We start from the raw sequence: 22,136 nt of genomic DNA, 5'->3' as shown, positions 1-22,136 counted from the left end.
TCTTTGCTAATATGTGGTGGTTTTAAAAATTCAAGGAGTTTTTGTGCTAGTAATTACCCATGAAAAACCAAGCAAGCTCAAAAAAATGTTAAAAAATTTAGGTTTTTGGGTGATTATAGGAATAATAGCTGGTATTAGCCTTGGTTTATTAGATAAAGAACTTGCACTAGCTAGTAAAATCGGGGTAGATTATTTTATACAAGCTTTAAAATTTTTAATAGGGCCTATTATATTTTTGACTATTGTTTTAGGAGTTGTTAGCCTTGAAAGTCTAAAGCAAGTTGGAAGTATAGGCGCTAAAGCTTTGTTATACTTTGAAGTAGTGAGTACTTTTGCTTTAGCTATTGGTATTTTTATGGCAAATATCATGGGACCTGGAAAAGGAATGAATCTTGATCCAAGTACCTTAGATAAAGATAGTGTAGCTCAATTTGTCAATAACAATATAGAAATAAGCGCACAAAATGAAATTTTACATATTTTAAAAGACGCTATACCTACTGATATCATCGCTGCTTTTAGCGAGGGAAAAACCTTGCAAATCTTAGTTATAGCCCTAGCTTGTGCTTTTATTATTTCACTTATGAGAATTGATGAGAAAAAAGCTATACAAAAAACCTTAGAAATAATGCAAAGTTTTGTTTTTAAAATCCTAGAAATCATTATGTATTTTTCTCCTATTGCTGCTTTTTCTGCGATGGCTTTTTTAGTGGCAAAATATGGACTTGATTCTTTGTTAAATTTAGGATATTTACTTGTTGTTATGCTACTTGCTTCTTTGCTCTTTATCTTTGGAGTTTTAGGACTTATTTGTTTTATTGCCAAAGTAAATATTTTTAAATTTATGCGTTTTATTTCAAGAGAAGTTTTGATAGTTTTTGCTACAAGTTCTAGCGAATCAGCATTAGCTCCACTTATGAGAAAGCTTGAAAAAGCAGGAATTTCAAAAGCCACTGTGGGTTTGGTATTGCCAACTGGATATAGTTTTAATCTTGATTGTACTAATATTTATTTGGCTATGAGTTTGATTTTCCTTGCACAAGCTTTTAATGTAGAGCTTTCTTTAACGCATGAAATTAGCATTTTAATCGTACTAATGATAGCTTCAAAAGGTGCTGTTGGTGTAACTGGTTCAGGTTTTATCATACTAGGAAGTACGCTGGCAGCTTTATCTAATATGCATATTGCAGAAGCTAACAATGGCTTAGGAGCAAGTTTAGGCGAGGTTTTACCAGTAGCTGCTATTTCTATACTCTTGGGTGTGGATAAGTTTATGTCTGAAATTCGTGCAGTAGGAAATTTATGCGGTAATAGCGTAGCAGCTTTAATCGTAGCTATTTGGGATAAACAAATAGACTGGGAAAAGTTTCGCTACGCTCTTGATAATCCTAAAGAATTTACTAATGCGGGTTTTGATTAAAAAACCTCTTTTTGTATTTTTTCTACATATTTTTCTCTTAGTTTTTGGGTATAAAAGCCTACTTTACCATCATTAATCACCTTGCTATCTGCTTTTATAACACCTAAAATCAAAAAAGTAGCCGCAGAAATAAATACCTCATCAGCCTCATATACTTCTTTCATACTAAAAGCTCTTTGATCTACTTTAAGATCAAGTTCTTTGGCAAATTTCAAGATATTTTTGCGGCGAATTCCTGGTAAGATTTCATTAGAAAATGGCTTAGTAATTAAAGTTTTATCTTTTATAATAAAAGCTGAACTACTAGAAGCTTCCGTTACTAAAGCATTTTCTACCATAAAAGCTTCAAAAACCTTAGCTTTTATAGCTTCTTCTTTTGCAAGACATTGAGCCAATAAAGAAATTGATTTTATATCCCTTCTTTTCCATCTTAAATCAGCTGTTGAAATAACACTTACCCCATTTTTAGCATACTCATGCTCAATCACCTTGCATTCAAAAGCAAAAGCCATAATAGTAGGTTTTAATCCCTTCAAAAGAGCAAAATTTCTACTAGCAACCCCTCTAGTAACTTGCATATAAAGCCCACCTTCTTTAAGAGAGTTTTTAATGATTAATTGCTCTAAAATATTTTCAAATTCTTCTTTTGTATAAGGAATTTGTAGTTCAATTTGAGCCAAACTACGCTCAAAACGCTCCCAAAATTCTTCTTTGTCAGCTATTTTTGCATTTACCACAGGAACTACTTCATAAATTCCATCTCCAAAGATAAAACCTCTATCAAAAACACTCACTTTAGCTTCACTAGCTTTTACAAACTCATCATTTAAAAACACCACTTCCATTTCTTGCATAAGTCCTCCTTTTAATCAAATAAATCAACAATATCTTTTGGCAAATCAAGCTGATTAGAATAATAAAAATACTTAGCTAAAACTAAAATTCCTATATAAAATTCTATCTTTTCATCCAAAAATTGCTCTATGTAAGCATGGGCATTTTGAATGATTTCTTTTGCTCTATGCGGATTAATTAAATAATAATCAAGCAAAGCTTCTACATTTTCATAATCATCATCAATCAAAGCAAAGTGCTCATTTGGAACTAGCTTTCCTTCCATAAACCAAGTTTCATAGCGCATTTTTGGTGCCAAAACTAAAGAATTTGTTCTCATCGCCCACTTTAAGTTGCTTGCTACATCATTGCCTTCTAAAGAAAGTAAAAATTTAAACTGAGTTTGATAGGCTCTACTGATTTTAAAATTTAAATTTTTAATCCATTTTTCGGCTTGAATTTTTCTACCACCAACATGAGCAATATCACAACGAGGATTATCAAAATACTTTTCAAAAAATTTAATACGATGAGGTTGATAAATTGCGCCTCTAAAAAAAAGCAAATCTTCTTTATCTTCAAATTGGTTTTTATCTTGTATAAAATCAAAATGTCTGTTTTTGTCTAATTTTAAAATGATATTATTAAAACCATTTTCAACCGGTCTTGATTTAGCTATACTTGGATATTTAAGATTATAACTAATATCCCCAAAACCTTTAACCCATAAAAAATCATCATCAAAATACTTACTGATTGCATAAGCATCGTAAGCATAAGAAGTTTTTTTAAAAGGAAATTTTCCTATTTTTTCATAATTTTCAAATTTTTTTATATCAAAAAAATCATTTTGCAGATTATAATAATTTAAACGAGTAATAATATTATCTATATTTTTTGATTTTAAAATTTCTTTTAAAATATTTTGCAATTGATTTTGATAAATTTTTCTAGGTATAAAACTTTTAGCTATGCCTTTTACATTCATCATAAATCTAGAATCTGCCATTTTTCTTCCATTTTGATATTAAAATAATATAAATTTTAACACAAGAATTCATTTACAAGACTTAAAAATTTAGTTTAATTAAAAACAAAAATGTTAAAATCACAAAAATCACATACTAATTGGGTAAAAAATGAAAATACAAGAATTTATTTTAAACTTTATTTTTAAAGTTTCAAACCAACCTGTTAATTTAAAAGATTTATTAGAAGCAAACGCCTTACTTAATGAAGGCATGATGGTAGATCCTGCGAAATTAAATTTTAAATTTAAGGTGTTTAATTCTTATCTTATTTATGCATTTTTTTGCATAGCTATTTTAGTTCCTATGCTTATCATTAGTCATTATTTTTTAACAATTATTGATTTTCATATTAGTATTTTAAGTGCTGTTTTTGTAACCGCTTGTGTTTTTATTGGCTATGATATTTTTAAAATTTACACTAGAAAAGCAATAAGCAAAAGATTATTAAAAAAAGCTTGGGTTTTGCATTTTCCATATTTTGCTTATGAAAAATATTCAAAAATAGCAGAAAATATTTATAACCAAGCCATTAAAGAAGAAATCCCAAAAAACCAACTCGAGCAATATATTTTAGAAAAAATCATTCAAACACAAGATTAATCTAAAAAGTCTAAAACTTGATTTTGAAAATATAGCGCCTCAAGCTGTCTTTGAAGCTCTTTATTTTCTTCATCTAAAACAAGTTCTTGCGATCTTAAATCCGCTATATCTCTACTTACATAATAAATTTGATTTCTAATATAAATTTGTGGGAAAAATATCAATAAAGCAAATGCTATTATCAAACCTGCGTATATTAAATTTTTAGGACTTAAATTTTTATTCTCCTCACTTACTATACTATCTAAAAGTTCATATTTATCTTCTTGATTATACTCTTGGTTTTCTTCAAGTCTTACTTTTTCTTCTAAAATTTTTTGTTCTTGCTTGGCTAATTTTTCTTTTTCTTTTAATTCCTCTTGAGCTTTTCTTAGTTTTTCTTGTTCGATTTTTTTTTGCTCTTTTAATTCTTGTTTGAGTTTAGCTTTTTCTTTTCTTTTTTCTTTTAAATCTTGAAATTTTGAAGTGACAAAAACATTGCTTTGGGTAAGAATTTTAGATATTTGAATAGGATCTTTATTTTCTTGTTTTTTTTCTATTTTTCTTGCTTCTTGAGTTGATTTGTTACTTTTAAGCGTTTTAGAATTTGCAATATTTTTTTTATCGAATTTTTCTTTTTGCTTTTTGAAAAAATTAAGTTGTAATTTAAAAGGCTTTTTTTCTTCTAATTTAACATTAATCAAATCTTCTTTTAAATAAATAGCAGATTGCTTCCTAGGTTTTTCTTCATATTCTTCATCAAAATCTGTAAATTTAGGTCTTTTTTTACGTTGTATTCTATTTTTTAGTATACGATCACTTTCATTAAAATTTTGCTCATATTCTTCATAAGGCCTACCTTCTTTAATAGCCCTAGAATATTTCAACATTTTTTCACGTATATTTTGCTTTTCTTTTAAAAAATCATCTTCAACCATTATTTACCTAAAATAAAAAATTCTCATTTTTGCACAACTTGATCTGCTATTATAGCTTATTTCTTCTTTGGAGGCACTTATAGCTTTTTTACTTAAAATTTTCCCAAGACTATGATTTTTACCACATTCACATTTTATGGCTCTTTCATCACAAATGCAGTCTTTTTCCCATCTTTTAAAAGTATTTTTTACTATCCTATCTTCCAAAGAATGAAAACTAACAATGGCTAATTTACAATCTTTTAATTTTGCTTTTTCTATGTTTTCAAGCAAGGATTTTAATTCGCCAAGCTCATTATTTACTTCTATACGCAAAGCTTGAAATACAAGCAAAGCTAAAGATACATTACGCCCTTTTAGCTTAGCATTTCCTATAATTTGACTTAATTCTTTTGCGCTTGTAATCTCTTTTTGACTTCTTGCATTAATGATTTTTTGAGCAAGCATTGAAGCAACCGGTGTTAAATCTCCATAGTCTTTAAAAATTTGCTCCAAGGCTTCCTTGCTGTAAGAATTTACCACTTCTTTAGCGCTTAAAGGATTATTTTGATCCATTCTCATATCTAAAAAATCAGAATTTAGTGAAAAACCTCTATCATTTTTGTCAAGCTGCAAAGAAGATACACCGATATCAGCTAAAATTCCTCTTAAGTTTTGCGTTGGAATTTGAGTTAAAATATCTTTAAAACCTATATGATTAAAACTTATCCTATCTTGAAATTTTTTTAAAAATTCTTTAGAAAAATTTAAAGCTTCTAAATCTTTATCACAAGCAATTAATCTTAGTTTCTCATGAGCTTGCAATAACGCCTTAGAATGCCCTCCATAACCCAAAGTGCAATCTAAAAAATCCCCACTATCAAAATCATCAAAAACATCTAAAACTTCTTGCAGTAAAACAGGAATATGTGGACTTTGCAAAATAAACCTTTAAAATATTTTTTAGTATAATATCTTAGTTAAGTTTAAAACAAGGTTTTTAATGAATAAAGAAAATATCATTTCTCAAATCAAAATACTTTCTACTTCAATGTTTAAAAAAAAATTTTTTGGAATTTGCCACGGATCAGTTTCAGCAAAACTATCTCAAAGTTCTTTTATTATAAATAAAAATGACACTTTTTTAAATCAACTAGATGAAAAAAGTTTAAGTATTTTAAAATTTGCAAAAGATTATAGCTGGGATGAGGCAAGTAGCGATAGTGAAATCCATAAAAGTATATATGAGAACATACCTGAAGCCAAATTTATATGTTTTGCCTGCCCAACCTATACCTTATCTATGAGTTTAAATCATGATTTTATAACACCTCAAGATTATTTTGGTGAAATTTTTCTAGAAGAAATTCGAGTTTATAATCCTAAAAATTATGAAGATTGGGAGGATAGATCACAAACTGAAATTTATCGTTATATGTTAGAACAAAAACAAAATTTTGTTGTTGTAAAGGGCTATGGTATATTTGCCTATGGTAGAACAAGTTATGAATTAGGTAAAATTATAGATTTAATTGAAAATTCTTGCAAAATTATCCATTTAGCGGAAACAAATTTATCATAATAATTTAAAATTAATCTTTTATTAATCACAAATTATTTATAATTTATAGTTTAATTTATTTAATCAGATTGGGGTAAAAATGCTCACTTGGATGCAGCATCATAAAAAATACTTAGTTGTAACTATTTGGATTAGCGTTATTGCTTTTGTTGGAGCAGGTTTTGTTGGTTGGGGGAGTTATGATTTTAACACCGACAGGTCAAATTCTGTTGCAAAAGTAGGCGATGAAAAAATAAGTTATGATGAGTTTAATCTTAAATATTCTCAATTATTTGGCTATTATTCTCAGCTAAACAATGGCAATTACACACAAGAACAAGCACAAAAAGATGGCTTAGATACCCAAGCTATTAATGAACTTATACAAGAAAAACTACTACTTTCTTATGCTAAAACCTTGGGTTTAAATGTGAGCGAGGAAGAAATTGCTTATGATTTAGCACATCAAAAAATCTTTCATAATGCTTCAGGTGTTTTTGACAAAAATTTATACTATAATCTGCTTGCAAGAAACAACTATACACCAAAAACTTATGAAAAAATCATTCACGATGAGTTATTACTTAAAAAAATCAATGCTATTTTAAATTTACAAATCAAACCAAATGAACTTGATATGTTTGGCGCAAGTTTTTTAATGCAAGATAGTTTAAAAGTTCAAGCTATAAAACTTGATAATAAAAACATAACAATGGATGAAAAAGAGTTAAAACAAACTTGGGAGAAAAATAAAGAGCTTTATAAGACGCAAAAAAGTTACGAGCTTGCAACTTATTTTTTAAACCCTGATATAATCAAAATTGATGACAAAGAAATCCAAGCTTACTATGAAGAAAATAAAAATGATTATAAAGATTTTGCAGGAAAAATTCTAGGTCTAGAACAAAGTAAAGATAAAGTTATAAAAGATTTAAAACTTTCTAAACTTAAACTTAAAGCCAATGAAAGCTATGTGGCTTTGAGAAAGAACGAGCTTAGTTTTGATAAAAATATCACAATCAGCGATGCTGATATTTATTATCCTTTAGAAAATATACAAAAAGCTAAAGAAAATGATTTTATTAAGCCTTTTAAATTTGAAAACGGCTATATGATTGCAAAAATTATAAAAATAAATCCTATACAAACTATGACTTTTGAGCAAGCTAAAAACGAAGTAAGTAAACTTTACATTAAAGAAAAAACTAAAGCCTTATTAGAAGAAAAAGCAAAAATCGCCCTAGATAATTTTCAAGGTATAGACATAGGTACTTATAGCCGTGACTCAAACAAAAATACAAAAGTAGGTGATATGATGAATGATGCTGAATTTAGCGAGTTTTTAATGCATGTATTTGACTCAAACAAAGCTAAATCTTATGTATTATTTGATGATAAAGCAATAGTTTATGAGATCACAAAACAAACTTTAGAAAATAAAAACAAAGAAGAAATTTACAAATTTATCATAGAGCAAAGTGCTAAACAAACTAAACAAGCTTTACTTAAGGAAGAATTATTAAAAAAACTTATAGAATTATATCCAATTCAACGCTATTATAAAGGAAATACAAATTGAATATTTTAGGAATTGATTTAGGCTCAATACAAACTTGCGCCATATTAGCACAAAAAAGCGAAGAAGGACTTAAAATCATTGGTTTTGGAAAGTCAAAATCAAATGGTATAAAAAAAGGAGCAATTACTAATATAGAACTTGCTTCAAAATCTATAGAAGAGGCAGTAGCTGATGCACAAATGATGTCAGGTGTGCATTATGATAAAGTAATTGTATCTATTTCAGGTGCTTATGCAAAAAGCGTAGATAGCATAGGTGTGGTTAATATACCAAATCATGAAATAGGTATTAAAGAAATTCACAGAGCAGTAAGCACAGCAAAGCATACTGCAAATATACCTAGTGGATATGAAATCATTCATGTACTACCTTATAATTTTAAAGTAAATGATCTTGAACATGTAGAAGATCCTTTGGGAATGAGTGGAAATCGCCTTGAAGTTTCTACGCATATTGTAATCTCGCAAGAAGTGCATATTAAAAATCTAAAAAAAGCTGTGGAGCTTGCTGATCTTAGAGTAGATAACATCGTTCTTTCAGGCTATGCTTCTTCTATTGCTTGCTTTGATGATAGTGAAAAAGAATTAGGTGCTATTTTAATCGATATGGGTGGAGCAGTTTGCGATATGGTCATTCATGCGGGTAATTCTATACGATATAATGAATGCTTGCAAATTGGCTCAGTAAATATCACCAATGATTTATCCATAGCTTTACATACCCCACCAAAAGAAGCAGAAAAACTAAAATTAAATTATGCATCTTTAGCGCAAAATGAAAACTCAATTATACAAATTCCATACATGGGTGATGAAAAAAGAAAAAATGAAGTTTCAGTAGAAGTCATATCCAATGTAATTTATGCAAGAATTGAAGAAACTATTATTATTTTAGCTAAAATGCTAAGCGATAATGCTTGTGCAAATCAAGCAGGAGCAGGTATAGTATTAACAGGTGGAATGACAAAATTTGCAGGACTTGACAAGCTTGCTTCAGCTTATTTTGATAATAAAGCTGTTAGAATAGCGACTGCAAAAAAAGATACTATGGATGGTTTTAAAGAAATTTTTGAAGATGCAGAAAATAGCTGTGCTATAGGTCTTTGTTTATATGGTGGTGGGCATTTTACTCCTTATGAATTAGATTCTAATGAGAAACTAAGATACAAAGGAGAGCCTGAGTTTATCAATAAACAGATCAAACAAAATCTTACCATAGATGAAAACGAAGAAGAAAATAAAGATTTTGAAGAAATTTTTCAAGATCAAAAAGAATTTGAAGATGAAAAAACAGAGTTAGCAAAAATAGAAACAAAGAAAGATAAAAAAACGAATTTAATGCATAAATTTTGGAATAAATTAATAAACCAGTTCTAATAGGAGACACAATGAGCGAATATCTAGTGGAAGAAATGCAACACGCAAAAGGTGCAAAAATAAAAGTCATAGGCTGCGGTGGCGGTGGCGGTAACATGATAGATCATATGGTAAATATGGGTTTACATGATCTTGATCTTATTTCAGCTAATACTGATGCACAAGCTATAGCTAAATCTTTAGCAAAAACTAGAATTCAACTAGGTGAGAAAAAAACCAAGGGTTTGGGTGCTGGAATGCAACCAGAAATTGGAGCAGAAAGCGCAAGAGAAAGTTTTGAAGAAGTAAAAGCTGCTTTAAGTCAAAGCGACATAGTATTTATTTCAGCAGGACTTGGTGGTGGAACTGGTACAGGTGCAGCTCCTGTTGTAGCACAAGCTGCTAAAGAAGTAGGTGCGCTAACTGTTTCAGTTGTAACTATGCCTTTTGCATTTGAAGGAAAACAAAGAAAAAAATTAGCAGAAGCTGGTTTAGCTGAATTAAAAAAAGAAAGTGATTCTATCATTGTAATCCAAAACGAAAAACTTCTTAGTATACTCCCAAAAAAAGCAGGTATAAAAGAAGCATTTAAACTAGTTGATGATATTTTAGCTAGAGCTGTTAGGGGTATGGTGTCTATCCTTTTAGAAGATGGCGATATTAATGTTGACTTTGCTGATGTTAGAACTGTTATGAGCCACAGAGGTTTAGCACTAATGGGCGTGGGTCATGGAGAAGGTGAAAATGCTATCATGGATGCATTATCAAGTGCTATAGAATCTCCATTATTAGACGGCATGACCATGAAAGGCGTTAAAGGCGTAATCATCCATTATAAAATTGGTCCTGAATGCTCATTGATAGAAATTTCACAAGCTACTCAAAGCATTAGCGATATAGCAGATGAAAACGCAAAAGTAATCTTTGGTGCAACGACTGATGAGAGTATGGGTGATCGCGTTGAAGTTACTATCATTGCTACAGGTTTTGAAGATAAAGCTGAAATAGAAAGCGCTAAAGAACAAGAAGAAAGTAAAAAAAATAGCTATATGAATTTACGTAAAGCTAGCGGTGGATTTGATGAAGAAGTGATTTCTCAGCTTGATGTTCCTGCTTTCTTGCGTCGCCAAATGGATTAATTTTTTAGTAAAAATCCTTATATGAATTCTTCATTATTATGTGATTTTTACGAACTAAGTATGGCTTATGCTTATTTTAAACAAAATATGCATAAGCAAATTGTTTATTTTGAAGTTTTTTTTAGAAAAGCTCCTGATAATGCTTCTTATGCTGTTTTTTGTGGATTAGAACAAATCATAAATCATATTAATCATTTTTCTTTCTCTAAAGATGACATAGATTTTTTGAAAAATACTAAAAAATTTGATGATGAATTTTTAAACTACCTTTCAACTTTAAAATTTAGTGGAGATATACTAAGCGTTAAAGAAGGTGAATGCGTTTTTGCTAATACTCCTTTAATGATTATTAAAGCACCTATAATAGAGGCTTTATTGTTAGAAACTTTCATACTTTTAACCCTAAATCATCAATGTCTAATTGCCACTAAAGCTAGCAGAATTACTCAAATTGCAAAAGAAAAATTGCTTTTAGAATTTGGCTCTCGCAGAGCCCATGGAGAAAGTGCAGCTTTAAATGGTGCTAGAGCTGCTTTTATCGGTGGTTTTCATGCAAGTGCTTGTACTTTAGCTGGGAAAAAATTTAATATTCCTATTAGTGGAACCATGTCTCATGCTTGGGTGCAAATGTTTGATGATGAGCTAAGTGCTTTTAGAGCATATTGTCAAATTTATAAAGATAATATAAGTCTTTTGATTGATACTTATGATTATAAAAAAGGTATTGAAAATGCTATTTTAGTTTTTAATGAGTTAAATGCGCAAGATTCTATGCAAAATTATTCTATCCGTATTGACTCAGGAAATTTGCTTAAAATCTCTAAATATATTAGAAAAAAACTAAATCTTGCTGGATTAACAAAATGCAAAATCATAGCTAGTAATGCCTTAGATGAGTTTATCATAGAAAAATTGCTAAAAAACAAAGCCCCAATCGATGCTTTTGGCATTGGAGAAAAGCTTATTACTTCGGCAAGTTCGCCTATTTTTGGAGCTGTTTATAAGCTTGTTGCATTAGAAAAAAACAATCAAATCATCCCTAAAATCAAAATCAGTGCAAGCTCAAGCAAAACAACCTTGCCACATTTTAAAAAACTTATAAGGTATTATAAAAACAATAAAGCAAGTTTTGATATTTTATATACACATGATGAAAGTATCAAAAATTACCAAGGTTATACATATAAAAATTTACATGAGCTTATTTTTAAAGATGGAAAATTAATCTATGGGCTTCCTAACTTGAAAAATATTCAAGAGTATCATAAAAAAAGTGTTGATAGTTTGGATTTTAAACTAAAAAAACTTCAAAATCCAAGTATTTATAAAGTAAAAATTTCTAAAAAATTACAAAATATGCAAAAAACTTACTTAGAAAAAAATTAATCTTTTTCTCTAAGTTTTACCTCATCTTCTACTTCAAGTAAAAATCTATCCACAAGCTCATCTTCTTTTAATTTTGCCACTACTTCGCCATGTCTTATAACTAAACCTTGATTTTTTCCAAAAGCAATAGCCACATCAGCACCCTTAGCCTCGCCCAAGGCATTTACAACACAACCCATAACACTTATATTTAATGGTTCTTTTATATGCTTAGTTTTTTCTTCTACTATTTTAATCGCTTTGATCAAATCACTTTGAATTCTTCCACAAGTTGGACATGAGATGATATTTACTCCACTTTTTTGCACTCCACTATCTTGCAAAATAGCCCTTGCTACTTTAATCTCTTCTTCAAGCTCCCCTGTCATAGAAACTCTCATTGTATCGCCTATGCCTTTTAAAAGCAAATTTCCTAAGGCAATCGAGCTTTTAACCGTGCTATGAAATTTAGTTCCTGCCTCAGTAACCCCTAAATGAAATGGATAATCACAAAGTGGTCTTAGAGCTTCATAAGCTTTTATGGTATTTTGCACATCTGAAGTTTTCATAGAAATTTTAATGTCAAAAAAGTCTAAATCTTCTAGTAATTTTATATTATATAAAGCGCTCCCAAGCATAGCCTCTATATTATAACCATATTTATCGCTAAATTGCTTTTCTATAGAGCCATGATTTACCCCTATTCTAATAGGAATTTTTCTTTGCTTACAAGCTTGCACCACTTCTTTGATATTTTCTTTTGAGCCTATATTTCCTGGGTTAATTCTCACCCCATCGATAAATTCAGCACAAAAGACTGCTAGCTTATGATTAAAATGTATATCCACTATTAAAGGCAAGGGGCTTTTTGCTTTGATTTCTTTTAAAGCTCTTGCATCTGCCATATCCAAACAGGCTAAACGCACTATATTTGCACCAGCAAAATAAAGTCTGTTAAGCTGCTCTAAACAACCTTCAATATCTCTTGTTTTAGTAAAAAGCATAGATTGCACAGAAATAGGAGCATCTCCGCCTATTAAAACATCACCTACTTTTATTTGTCTTGTTTTGTATCTTGTCATTAAAATCACTCTAAAAATATTTTTAGAGTATTATAGCCCAAAAATGGGCTATATCATTAATCTTTTTTATTTTTATTAAGAGATTTATATTTTATATCTGTATCTCTTGTTAAAAGGGTAAAAATTTGATTTGTTAAATCTTGAGTAAGTTTTTTAGCTTCCATTTGATTTTGTAATGAAAAATCAACTAAAATTTGCTTTGCTTTGTTCTTATCTTTTTTATAAAGACTTAAATATTCTTTTTCCATAGCTTCTTGTTTTAAAGATGTGTCTTTTTCAAATTTAGCATAAGCATTTTTTACGATAGGAGCATATTTATTATAATCACTCATTACAAGAGTTTGCAACTTGCGATAAATCCAATAAATTGATTTATCATCAGCTTCATTTGTTCCTTGTTGATATCCTGCAATAAACTCATCATTACCAAAATAATAAGGCAAATACACACTCAAATCAGCCATTCCTATTGCGACATAATTTAACCTACCTATTTCTTTAGGAAGCCACGGCCTAACTTGCATAATGTGAGATTCATAAGTTCTAAACACACTCACAACACGGTAAATGTTTTCATTTTCATTGAAATTTGCATATGGATCATATTTTGTTCCATCATAGTGCGATCTTAAAGCTTTTTTTAAATCATCCACACTAAGTTTTTGCTCAGGTTGTAAAAACACATTAAAATTAGCACCATTTTTTACATCTTGATTTAAAGATGGATTAAACATTTTTTGTATCCACCAAACTCTAGGATAATTATAAGTTAAATCTCTATCATCATTTCTTGTATAAACTTTAAAAAAATCAAAATCCTTATCCACTTTAGGATTATACGCTTTATGTATTATGGCAAAATTTATTAAATTTTTAGAATGCAAGGTATTTTCATCGTTGAATTTTAGTTGTTTTAACCTACCTTGGTTCGCACTAACAAAATACGAATTATTAGGAATTTTTACAGCCATCCACTGATGTGCTGTGGCACTTTCTAAATACCAAATTTCTTTAGAATCCACAAAAGCTACTCCAAAGCCCTCAGCTGCTCCTTGTTTTTCTATAATATCACCCAATAATAAAACACCTTCTTTTGCACTTTTAATTCTTGGAAGCAAAACATCCAAAATATCATCTTCGCTAATGCCATTTTTCTCATTATAAGGATCAAATTTTAAAAGTTCATCTTTTGCATAAATTGATTCAGTAGCACTTACCCCAACACCCATTTCATTAAAACCAGTAGCACCGTGTAATTTACTTTGCCAATTAGCTATAGTGCTATATTGAAAAGATTTAGTAGGTAAAGGGTAAGTAAAATCATTCATTCCTTGATGTGTTTTAGTGCTATAAATACCTTTTTGATTTTCAACTCTTGGATGGATTAGAAAAACTTGTGCTTTATCTGCTTTACTATCAGCACTTCTTGCAACCAACATAGAACCATCTTTACTTGCTTCATTTGGTACTAAAATAGTAGTGCAAGCTAAAGCATTATTAAACAAAGCACCAAAAAGTACACAACCTGCAAGAAAACTAAACTTTTTCATTTTCTCTCCTTTAAATTTAAGAAATTAAAAAAGTATATTCTTATCAAAATAAATTTAAAATTAAAAATAAAATATTGTTTTTATTATAAAATAATAATTATTTATAAATAAATATATTTTTCAAGAAAAATCAACTGGATCTATATCGCAAGTAATATTTTTAAAATTTAAAGCAAAATGCTCAAATTTTACAAGTTCTTGATGGGTATTAGCACGCAATAACACATAAAAACGCCATTTCTTATTTAGCATTTCAATACCACAAGCACCATGGCCTACTAATTGCACTTGTTTTAATTCTTGAACTTTATTAGCTATAAATTCACACAAATTTAAAGCTTTATTTTTATCCTCATCTTCAATAATTAGCCTTAAAAGTCTTTTAAATGGAGGGTAAAGCCCGCTCCTAGCATTTAATTCATCTTTTAAAAAACTATCGTAATCTTGTATATATTTTTCAAAAAAAGATCTATTTTTAGTTTGTAAAAGCACCCTACCCTCACCCTTTCGACCTGCACGACCTGCTACTTGCATAGCAAGAGCCAAAGTCTCTTCTAAGGCTTTAAAATTAGGTCTAAATAAGTACTCATCAAGACCCAAAATCACACTCAAATCCACGTTGTGATAATCATGTCCTTTAGCAAGCATGGAAGTACCTACTAAAATATCAATTTTTTCTTGGTTAAAATCTTTTAAAATCATATCAAGCTTTTTTACACTGCTAATCTCATCACTATCAAATCTTTTTATGATAGGATTAAACTCAGCTAATTCTTTTTCTAAAAGCTCACAAAGCTCTGCTGTGCCCATTTTTTTAGCTTCAAGCATAACTCCATTGCAAGTTGGGCAGGTTTGATCGATTTCTTTAGTGAAATTACAATAATGGCATTTTAATGCATTTTTATTTTTGTGCAAACTCAAAGCAATAGAACAAAAAGGGCATTTAATGGTATTAGCGCATTCTTTGCATAAAATTTGTCTAAAATTTGCCCTTGTAGGTAAAAATACCACGGCTTGCTTTTTATTTCTTAAGCTAATTTTTAATTCTAAAAGCAATTTCGATGAAACACTAAGCTCACTCTCATCGTATAAAAACTGCTTTTTACTTTCAAAGAAAGTTCCTTTAAGTCTAAAACAAGGATGTTTGTAATAACTTACAACACTTGGGGTAGCTGAACCCAAAAGAACTTTTATATGCATTTTTTTTGCTACAAATAAAGCTAAATCTCTTGCATTGATTTTTGGATTATTAGAAGCTTTATAAGAATTATCATGCTCTTCATCAATAATAATCAAACCCAAATTCTTAAAAGGTAAAAACAAAGCCGACCTAGCTCCCACTACTAAAAGAGCTTTTGAATTTGCTAAATCTTGCAAACATTCTTGCTTTTTTTTCTTAGTAATTTTAGAATGCCACAAGAAAAAATGCTCGCCAAAATACACTTTTAATCTTTTTTGCATTTGTGGAGTTAGAGCGATTTCTGGCATTAAAAGCAAAACTTGCTTTCCTTGCTCTAAATATTCTTTTATCAAGCTAATATAAATTTCAGTTTTACCACTTCCTGTATCACCAAATAGCAAACTAGTTTGTTTAGTTTTTATAAATTCCAAAGCCTCTTGCTGGTTTTTACTTAAACTAGGTACTTTTTCTATATGAATTTTTTCATTTTTATACTCTTTAATGCTTTCAAACATACCTAAAACAAAAGCTATTTTACTAGCATAATAATAAGCAATAAATTGAGCAAGTTCGTATTGATATTGCGTTAGTTTAAAACCTGTTTTTTCCTTTATAGCTTGGGTTTTAAAATCAGGCTTTGAACATTTTTGTAAAATTATAGCTTTGAGATTTTTTTTCCTTGCAAGATCAACTATTACCTCATCTAAAATTTCAAATTCTTCTTCACTTTCATAAGTTAAGGTATCTAAATAATATCCTTTAATAGCAAGTTGATAAAAATTCAAAACCCATAATCCTTACAATTTAAACTCACACATTCTAAAAAAACTTTTTCACTATTATAAGAAAAATCTATGTAATTTTTAGAATTTATAAAAAATCTATATTGAGTATTTGCTATTTTCATCCACGATTTTTTAGATGAAATGATTGGTTTTTCTAAAACGCTGTAAGTGCATTGTTTTGTATTTTTATGATTTTGAGAATGAGAACATACAAATAATTTTTGATTTTCGCTATTTATCAAAGCTTCATCTAAAATTGCTGGAAAATCCTTACTTTCTTTAAATAAAAACTGATTTCTAAGTAAAGACAAAGAAGTATTGATAAGCTCCACCTCACTTTTTACTTGAATGAGTTTAGCATCATTTTTTCCAAAAGAAAAATACGGATAAGCAATTACGCTAAGAATAGCAATAATCATCATACAAAAAACAAGCTCTATCAAAGTAAAAGCTTTTTTTGTTTGCATTTATTTTATTTCTTCATCGATAGTATTGATAAGTTTATTGAGTTCTTTTTTTAAGATATAGTTTTCGTAGCTAAGTTTTACAAAAGCATTAATGAAATTTGCAAGCTCTATCTTGCCTGTACCTCCAGAAATTAAAGCAATTTCATCTTCAAGATGATTTGCAAATTCATTACTGCATGTTACAACAAAGTCTTTCGCATAGACATTAATTGTAACTTTTCTTTGGTTATTGTTTGCCAAGAACTGCCTCTATTTTTTTGATCACATCTTCGCTTTCAATATTTTTATTTTTAAGCTCTTCTTCTAAACGTGCGATTTGATTGTTTTTAGCTTCATTTTGTGCTTTTACACTTACTAATTCATTTCTTAAATTTTCATTGATTTCACATACTTCATTATATTTAGCCAAAAGCTCATTTACTTTATCTGTCATTGTGTTGATTATTCTTTCATCATACATATTTTCTTGCCTTTATTGATTTTATATTTAGAGTATTTTAAACACATAATTGTAACAAAAAAAAATTTAATTTTGCATAGCTTTTTGTTTTAAAATTTAAATTTTTACAAAAAATTTTGTGTAAAATTAGCAAAAATACAAGTTAGGAAAATTTATGTTTGAACTTACTAGTGATTTTAAGCCAAGTCCTGATCAAAAACAAGCCATTGATGGTATAGTAAAAAGCATTAAAGCGGGCAATAAATACCAAACCTTGCTAGGTGTTACAGGCAGTGGAAAAACTTTCACTATGGCAAATATCATTAAAAACTTAAACATGCCTACTCTTATCATGAGTCACAATAAAAGCCTATGTGCGCAACTTTATAGTGAATTTAAAGGTTTTTTTGCAAATAATCATGTGGAGTATTTTATAAGCTATTATGATTATTATCAGCCAGAAGCTTATATACCAAGAACGGATGTTTTTATAGAAAAAGATAGTTCTACTAATGAAGACTTAGAAAGATTAAGACTAAGCGCAAGTGCTTCGCTTTTAAGTTATGATGATGTTATTTGCATAGCTAGTGTTTCAGCAAATTATGGTTTGGGAAATCCAAGTGAGTATGTAGGTATGGTTTTAATTTTAGAACTAAATATGCAAATTTCACAAAAAGAACTTTTAAAAAAACTTGTAGATATGGGCTATAAACGCAATGATAATTTCTTTGATAGGGCTGATTTTAGAGTAAATGGAGATATAGTAGATATATATCCAGCTTATTATGAGGATGAAGCTATTAGGCTTGAGTTTTTTGGCGATGAGCTTGAGGCGATGTATCATTATAATGTCTTAGAAAATAAAAAAGGTAAAGATTTAAAAAAATTCATACTTTACCCAACCAGTCAATTTAGCGTAGGTGAGACTAGGCTTAAAGAGGCTATAAAAGGCATAAAAGTTGAATTAAATGAACGCCTTGCTTATTTTGAAAATGAAAATAAACTCGTAGAAGCACAAAGACTAAAACAAAGGGTAGAATTTGACCTTGAAATGCTTCAAAGCACTGGAATGTGTAAAGGAGTTGAAAATTATGCTTTGCATTTAACAGGGCTTAAGAGCGGCGATACACCCTATACGCTTTTTGATTATTTTGCCATTAAAAATCAAGATTTTTTAGTCATTGTGGATGAATCTCATGTATCTTTACCACAATTTCGCGGGATGTTTGCAGGGGATAGAAGTAGAAAACAAACTTTGGTTGATTATGGTTTTCGTTTGCCAAGCGCCTTAGATAATAGACCTTTGATGTTTGATGAATTTATTAATAAAAATTGTAAATTTTTATTTGTTTCAGCTACACCTGCACCTTTAGAACTAGAATTAAGCAAAGAAAATATTTTTTATCAAATCATGCGTCCAACAGGGCTTTTAGATCCTAAAATAGAAATCAAAGATAGTGAAAATCAAGTAGAAATTTTATACGATGAAGCTAAAAAAGTTATAGAACGCAATGAAAGAGTTTTAATAACCGTTTTAACTAAAAAAATGGCTGAAGAGCTTAGTAAATACTACTTAGAACTTGGCTTAAAAGTAAAATACATGCACTCAGAAATTGATGCAATAGAGCGTAATGAAATCATCCGTGGTTTAAGAAGTGGTGCTTTTGATATTTTAATCGGGATTAATCTTTTAAGAGAAGGACTTGATTTACCTGAAGTTTCTCTTATAGCCATTATGGATGCAGATAAAGAAGGCTTTTTAAGAAGTACCACTGCACTCATTCAAACGATGGGGCGTGCTGCTAGAAATGTCAATGGAAAAGTTTTACTTTTTGCCAAAAAAATCACAAAATCTATGCAAGAAGCTATCGATACTACTAACAAAAGAAGGGCTTTACAAGAAGCTTATAATAAAAAACACAACATCACACCAACCTCAGTAAAAAGAAATATAGAAGAAAGTTTAAAACATGAACTTGAGCAAGGAGAAATTTATCGTAAAGGCAAAGAACTTGAAAAAATGCCTGCAAAAGAACGCGCTAAAATAGTAAAAGAATTAAGAAAACAAATGTTAGAAGCAGCTAAAAATCTTGAATTTGAAAAAGCAGCAATGCATAGAGATGAGATTAATAAATTAAGAACTTTATAATCCCTTAAAATAAGGGATTATTTATTTGCTCTTTCTATATACTCTCCACGCACAGTATCAACGCGAATTACTTCCCCTTCTAATACATGGAAAGGAATTTGCACTACTGCACCTGTTTCTAAAGTAGCTGGTTTTTTGTTTGAACCTTGAGTATCACCTTTGAAATTTGGTGCTGTTTCGATAATTTTAAGCTCCATTACTTGAGGCACTTCCACACCGATTGCTTTTCCATTGTGGAATAAAACATCCACCATAGTTCCATCAAGCATCCATTTTTTAGCTTCACCCACATCTTCATCGCTAATTGCAACTTGCTCATAAGTTTGAGTATCCATAAATTGACAATTTTCACCATCATCGTATAGATATTGCATTTGTTTTTCTTCTAAATTTGGAGATTCACATTTATCTCCTGCATGGAAAGTTTTTTCTAAAACCTTACCATCGATAAAAGATTTAATTTTAATACGTACAAAAGCAGGACCTTTTCCTGGTTTTACGTGTTGATATTCTACGATTTTAAAAGGAATACCATCAATTTCTATTTTTAAACCTTTTTTTAAATCTCCCATTCCATAAGAAGCCATATATTTTCCTTAATTTTAAAATTAAAAAATAATTGTAACAATTAAGGCTTATAAAAAGCCTTAAATTTCTGCATATTCTGCAAAAATACAAGCATCAACAGCTCTTAATTCTTCAAGCAAAGCTTTTGAAATTTTTGCATCAAGTAAAATCACAGCTAAAGCTTTTCCAAAACCATTTCTACCAAGTCTAAAATCAGCTATATTAACATTATTTTTAGCTAAAATTCCGCTAACATTAGCAATAACTCCTGGTATATCATTGTTATTTAAAATTATCATTTTCCCTTTTGGTTTAAAATCTACATCAAAACCATTTAACTCTACTATCCTTTGTTCATTTTCACCAAAAATAGTCCCTGAGATAGAAAGGTTAGAATTATCTGTAATTACCTTTATGGTGATTTTGTTACTATAACCACTACTTGGTAAAATACAAGATGAAAGTTCCACACCCTTGTCTTTAGCTACAAAATGTGCGTTGATATAATTAATATTTTCACCTAAAATTCCTCTTAAAACACTCACTGTTGCAAAAGTTAGCAAAGACTCATTATACTCACTAATTTGTCCTTCACTTTCAAGTTTAATAGCTTTAATAGGAGTTTTATCAAGCTGAGCAGCCAAAAAGCCCATTTTAGAAATAAGCTCAATATAAGGTGCTACAAAACTTGGCAAATCTTCAGTTTTAATTGGTAAATTTAAAGCATTAGGATAAGAAATTCCTCTTGCAGCATTTAAAGCTTGCTCGCATGCTTGGATAGCTATATTTTCTTGACTTTCTAAAGTATTTGCACCAAGATGAGAAGTAACAGAAACATTTTCGAAATCTAAAAATGGATGATTAGTTGCAGGTTCTTTGTTAAACACATCGATACCAAGCCAAGCTATTTTACCACTTTTTAATCCCTCACACAAAGCATCTTCATTATAAAGACCACCTCTAGCACAATTTATCAATCTTACGCCATCTTTCATTTTAGAAATTTCTTCAAAAGAAATCATATCTGTTGTTTCTTTTGTTTTTGGTGTATGTATAGTAATAAAATCACTTTGAGTTAAAATTGTATCTAAAGAATTCACGCACTCAATACCCAAATCAGTCATTTTAGAAGCTACCACATAAGGATCATAAGCTATAACTTTCATACCAAAAGCTTTTGCGCGTACAGCTACTCTTGAACCTATATTACCAAAACCTATAACCCCTAAAGTTTTGTTCATAAGTTCAACACCATACCATTTTTCTCTTTCCCATCTTCTTTGTATTTTTAAAAAATTATGAGCATTTACAAAAGATCTTGCAGAGCATAATAGGTGATTCATAGTAAGTTCAACTGCTGCTATGGTATTAGCCGTTGGCACATTCATAACTATAATGCCTTTTTTAGAGCATTCATCTATATCAACATTATCAACTCCAACGCCTGCTCTAACTAAGGCTTTTAAATTAGAACATGCATTGATAAATTTCAAATCCACATCTGTTGAACTTCTAGTAATAGCTACATCCACATCACTTAATTTTGTTAAAAGCTCATCTTTAGGTAAATGCGCTGCTTCAATAAGTTCTACATCATCAGCTTTTCTTAAAAGCTCCACACCCTTGTCTAATATTGCATCACATACAATAATTTTTTTCATAACCAAACCTCCTTTAATTTTGCATTTATGTTGTAAATTTTTAATTTGTCGATCAGTGCGTTTAAAACTTTTTCATTATTTGTATCTAAATAAATTGCCACTTCATCTTTGCTTTGTGTTAAAGTGTATTTGATAAAAAAAGAATGCAAAGTTTGCTTTAAACAAAACATAGAATAAACATCGTTTTTATTTACATCGAGCATATAGAATTTTTGTTTTGGTTTTACTACAGAATCATCCATATTAAAACTCATATAAAATTCATTCGCTGCTGGAGAAAAATCATTAACTTTAAGATTTGAAAGTTTATCTTGCCAAGTTTGTGGTAATTCTTTTTTTATCTCATCAAAAGAATATTTAACATTTTGTGAGATAGGTAAATTTCCAACACTTACATATCTCACCATAAAAACAAAAGCAACAATCAAAACTAGGCTTAAAAAGCCTAAAATACCATAAAGGGTATATTTTTTCAT

General features: G+C 29.6%; 21 protein-coding genes. 8 read left to right on the top strand and 13 right to left on the bottom strand.

Annotated elements, in window-relative coordinates; genetic code table 11:
* Window positions 1-85: 85 nt before the first annotated feature.
* On the top strand, window positions 86-1,420 hold the full coding sequence (locus L8U98_RS03610) for a cation:dicarboxylate symporter family transporter (RefSeq protein WP_263724967.1): 1,335 nt from the start codon (window positions 86-88) through the stop codon (window positions 1,418-1,420).
* Here the strand turns inward: L8U98_RS03610 and L8U98_RS03605 are convergent.
* Together L8U98_RS03605 and L8U98_RS03600 are read right to left on the bottom strand one after the other, a co-directional pair.
* Window positions 1,417-2,274 (bottom strand): D-amino acid aminotransferase, encoded by an 858-nt coding sequence (locus tag L8U98_RS03605; RefSeq protein ID WP_263702178.1) that lies wholly within the window; start codon window positions 2,272-2,274, stop codon window positions 1,417-1,419. The two genes, L8U98_RS03610 and L8U98_RS03605, sit on opposite strands and share 4 nt — an antisense overlap.
* An 11-nt stretch (window positions 2,275-2,285) precedes the next feature.
* A complete protein-coding gene (locus L8U98_RS03600; protein ID WP_263682325.1) occupies window positions 2,286-3,263 on the bottom strand; it encodes a glycosyl transferase family 90 in 978 nt (325 codons plus the stop codon).
* A 130-nt stretch (window positions 3,264-3,393) separates the two neighbouring features.
* Here L8U98_RS03600 and L8U98_RS03595 point away from each other — a divergent pair, with 130 nt between their 5' ends.
* Window positions 3,394-3,885, top strand: coding sequence for a hypothetical protein (locus L8U98_RS03595; protein ID WP_263724963.1), 492 nt, complete (start codon window positions 3,394-3,396; stop codon window positions 3,883-3,885).
* On the opposite strand, the gene L8U98_RS03590 is transcribed toward L8U98_RS03595, so the two are convergent.
* Window positions 3,882-4,802: a hypothetical protein gene (locus L8U98_RS03590; RefSeq protein ID WP_263724962.1), complete on the bottom strand. Its 921-nt coding sequence runs from the start codon at window positions 4,800-4,802 to the stop codon at window positions 3,882-3,884. The two genes, L8U98_RS03595 and L8U98_RS03590, sit on opposite strands and share 4 nt — an antisense overlap.
* A gap of 3 nt (window positions 4,803-4,805) precedes the next feature.
* On the bottom strand, window positions 4,806-5,723 hold the full coding sequence (gene rsmH / locus L8U98_RS03585) for a 16S rRNA (cytosine(1402)-N(4))-methyltransferase RsmH (protein WP_263724961.1): 918 nt from the start codon (window positions 5,721-5,723) through the stop codon (window positions 4,806-4,808).
* 61 nt (window positions 5,724-5,784) lie between these two features.
* On the opposite strand from rsmH, the gene L8U98_RS03580 reads away from it, so the two are divergent.
* The 5 genes from L8U98_RS03580 (at window position 5,785) to L8U98_RS03560 (ending at window position 11,801) form a co-directional block, all read left to right on the top strand.
* Window positions 5,785-6,363 (top strand): class II aldolase and adducin N-terminal domain-containing protein, encoded by a 579-nt coding sequence (locus L8U98_RS03580; protein WP_263724960.1) that lies wholly within the window; start codon window positions 5,785-5,787, stop codon window positions 6,361-6,363.
* A gap of 79 nt (window positions 6,364-6,442) precedes the next feature.
* Complete coding sequence (locus L8U98_RS03575) at window positions 6,443-7,921, top strand: peptidylprolyl isomerase (RefSeq protein WP_263724959.1); 1,479 nt, start codon at window positions 6,443-6,445, stop codon at window positions 7,919-7,921.
* A complete protein-coding gene (ftsA, locus tag L8U98_RS03570) occupies window positions 7,918-9,297 on the top strand; it encodes a cell division protein FtsA (RefSeq protein WP_263724958.1) in 1,380 nt (459 codons plus the stop codon). Before L8U98_RS03575 ends, ftsA begins: the two co-directional genes overlap by 4 nt.
* Window positions 9,298-9,308: 11 nt before the next feature.
* The gene (gene ftsZ, locus L8U98_RS03565) at window positions 9,309-10,415 is read left to right on the top strand and encodes a cell division protein FtsZ (RefSeq protein ID WP_039626779.1); all 1,107 of its coding nucleotides are present in this window, start codon (window positions 9,309-9,311) and stop codon (window positions 10,413-10,415) included.
* Between the two features lie 21 nt (window positions 10,416-10,436).
* Complete coding sequence (locus tag L8U98_RS03560; RefSeq protein WP_263724957.1) at window positions 10,437-11,801, top strand: nicotinate phosphoribosyltransferase; 1,365 nt, start codon at window positions 10,437-10,439, stop codon at window positions 11,799-11,801.
* Here the strand turns inward: L8U98_RS03560 and ispG are convergent.
* The 6 genes from ispG to L8U98_RS03530 form a co-directional block, all read right to left on the bottom strand.
* Window positions 11,798-12,862, bottom strand: a complete 1,065-nt coding sequence (gene ispG / locus L8U98_RS03555; RefSeq protein WP_412175039.1) for a flavodoxin-dependent (E)-4-hydroxy-3-methylbut-2-enyl-diphosphate synthase — start codon at window positions 12,860-12,862, stop codon at window positions 11,798-11,800. The genes L8U98_RS03560 and ispG overlap by 4 nt on opposite strands.
* 56 nt (window positions 12,863-12,918) lie before the next feature.
* Window positions 12,919-14,412: a C69 family dipeptidase gene (locus L8U98_RS03550; RefSeq protein WP_263724956.1), complete on the bottom strand. Its 1,494-nt coding sequence runs from the start codon at window positions 14,410-14,412 to the stop codon at window positions 12,919-12,921.
* Between the two features lie 120 nt (window positions 14,413-14,532).
* Window positions 14,533-16,377, bottom strand: coding sequence for a primosomal protein N' (locus L8U98_RS03545; protein WP_263724955.1), 1,845 nt, complete (start codon window positions 16,375-16,377; stop codon window positions 14,533-14,535).
* The gene (locus tag L8U98_RS03540) at window positions 16,374-16,844 is read right to left on the bottom strand and encodes a type II secretion system protein (RefSeq protein ID WP_263702190.1); all 471 of its coding nucleotides are present in this window, start codon (window positions 16,842-16,844) and stop codon (window positions 16,374-16,376) included. Before L8U98_RS03540 ends, L8U98_RS03545 begins: the two co-directional genes overlap by 4 nt.
* Window positions 16,845-17,084 (bottom strand): hypothetical protein, encoded by a 240-nt coding sequence (locus L8U98_RS03535; protein ID WP_012661889.1) that lies wholly within the window; start codon window positions 17,082-17,084, stop codon window positions 16,845-16,847.
* The gene (locus tag L8U98_RS03530; protein ID WP_012661890.1) at window positions 17,071-17,304 is read right to left on the bottom strand and encodes a hypothetical protein; all 234 of its coding nucleotides are present in this window, start codon (window positions 17,302-17,304) and stop codon (window positions 17,071-17,073) included. Before L8U98_RS03530 ends, L8U98_RS03535 begins: the two co-directional genes overlap by 14 nt.
* A gap of 154 nt (window positions 17,305-17,458) precedes the next feature.
* On the opposite strand from L8U98_RS03530, the gene uvrB reads away from it, so the two are divergent.
* Entirely contained in the window at window positions 17,459-19,432 is a 1,974-nt protein-coding gene (gene uvrB / locus L8U98_RS03525) for an excinuclease ABC subunit UvrB (RefSeq protein ID WP_263724954.1), read from the top strand.
* Window positions 19,433-19,449: 17 nt separating this feature from the next.
* On the opposite strand, the gene efp is transcribed toward uvrB, so the two are convergent.
* From efp to L8U98_RS03510, 3 genes are read right to left on the bottom strand one after another with little or no spacing between them, the layout of a single operon-like run.
* A complete protein-coding gene (gene efp / locus L8U98_RS03520) occupies window positions 19,450-20,019 on the bottom strand; it encodes an elongation factor P (protein ID WP_039618934.1) in 570 nt (189 codons plus the stop codon).
* Window positions 20,020-20,079: 60 nt separating this feature from the next.
* A complete protein-coding gene (locus tag L8U98_RS03515) occupies window positions 20,080-21,660 on the bottom strand; it encodes an alpha-ketoglutarate reductase / D-3-phosphoglycerate dehydrogenase (RefSeq protein ID WP_039618935.1) in 1,581 nt (526 codons plus the stop codon).
* Complete coding sequence (locus L8U98_RS03510; RefSeq protein ID WP_220555329.1) at window positions 21,657-22,136, bottom strand: hypothetical protein; 480 nt, start codon at window positions 22,134-22,136, stop codon at window positions 21,657-21,659. Before L8U98_RS03510 ends, L8U98_RS03515 begins: the two co-directional genes overlap by 4 nt.

The sequence above is a fragment of the Campylobacter sp. RKI_CA19_01128 genome (genome assembly GCF_025771175.1).
Classification (GTDB): Bacteria; Campylobacterota; Campylobacteria; order Campylobacterales; family Campylobacteraceae; genus Campylobacter_D.
The sequence above is the reverse complement of the archived record's forward strand: the minus strand, read 5'-3'. Positions and strand labels throughout refer to the sequence as shown.

Coding starts and splice junctions, on each gene's coding strand:
- L8U98_RS03605 (WP_263702178.1), bottom strand. CDS start 2,274: ATGCAAGAAATGGAAGTGGTGTTTTTAAATGATGAGTTTGTAAAAGCT.
- L8U98_RS03575 (WP_263724959.1), top strand. CDS start 6,443: ATGCTCACTTGGATGCAGCATCATAAAAAATACTTAGTTGTAACTATT.
- ftsZ (WP_039626779.1), top strand. CDS start 9,309: ATGAGCGAATATCTAGTGGAAGAAATGCAACACGCAAAAGGTGCAAAA.
- L8U98_RS03530 (WP_012661890.1), bottom strand. CDS start 17,304: ATGTATGATGAAAGAATAATCAACACAATGACAGATAAAGTAAATGAG.
- L8U98_RS03550 (WP_263724956.1), bottom strand. CDS start 14,412: ATGAAAAAGTTTAGTTTTCTTGCAGGTTGTGTACTTTTTGGTGCTTTG.
- L8U98_RS03590 (WP_263724962.1), bottom strand. CDS start 4,802: ATGGTTGAAGATGATTTTTTAAAAGAAAAGCAAAATATACGTGAAAAA.
- L8U98_RS03540 (WP_263702190.1), bottom strand. CDS start 16,844: ATGCAAACAAAAAAAGCTTTTACTTTGATAGAGCTTGTTTTTTGTATG.
- L8U98_RS03560 (WP_263724957.1), top strand. CDS start 10,437: ATGAATTCTTCATTATTATGTGATTTTTACGAACTAAGTATGGCTTAT.
- L8U98_RS03580 (WP_263724960.1), top strand. CDS start 5,785: ATGAATAAAGAAAATATCATTTCTCAAATCAAAATACTTTCTACTTCA.
- uvrB (WP_263724954.1), top strand. CDS start 17,459: ATGTTTGAACTTACTAGTGATTTTAAGCCAAGTCCTGATCAAAAACAA.
- L8U98_RS03515 (WP_039618935.1), bottom strand. CDS start 21,660: ATGAAAAAAATTATTGTATGTGATGCAATATTAGACAAGGGTGTGGAG.
- L8U98_RS03595 (WP_263724963.1), top strand. CDS start 3,394: ATGAAAATACAAGAATTTATTTTAAACTTTATTTTTAAAGTTTCAAAC.
- L8U98_RS03610 (WP_263724967.1), top strand. CDS start 86: ATGTTAAAAAATTTAGGTTTTTGGGTGATTATAGGAATAATAGCTGGT.
- L8U98_RS03510 (WP_220555329.1), bottom strand. CDS start 22,136: ATGAAAAAATATACCCTTTATGGTATTTTAGGCTTTTTAAGCCTAGTT.
- ispG (WP_412175039.1), bottom strand. CDS start 12,862: ATGACAAGATACAAAACAAGACAAATAAAAGTAGGTGATGTTTTAATA.
- efp (WP_039618934.1), bottom strand. CDS start 20,019: ATGGCTTCTTATGGAATGGGAGATTTAAAAAAAGGTTTAAAAATAGAA.
- L8U98_RS03600 (WP_263682325.1), bottom strand. CDS start 3,263: ATGGCAGATTCTAGATTTATGATGAATGTAAAAGGCATAGCTAAAAGT.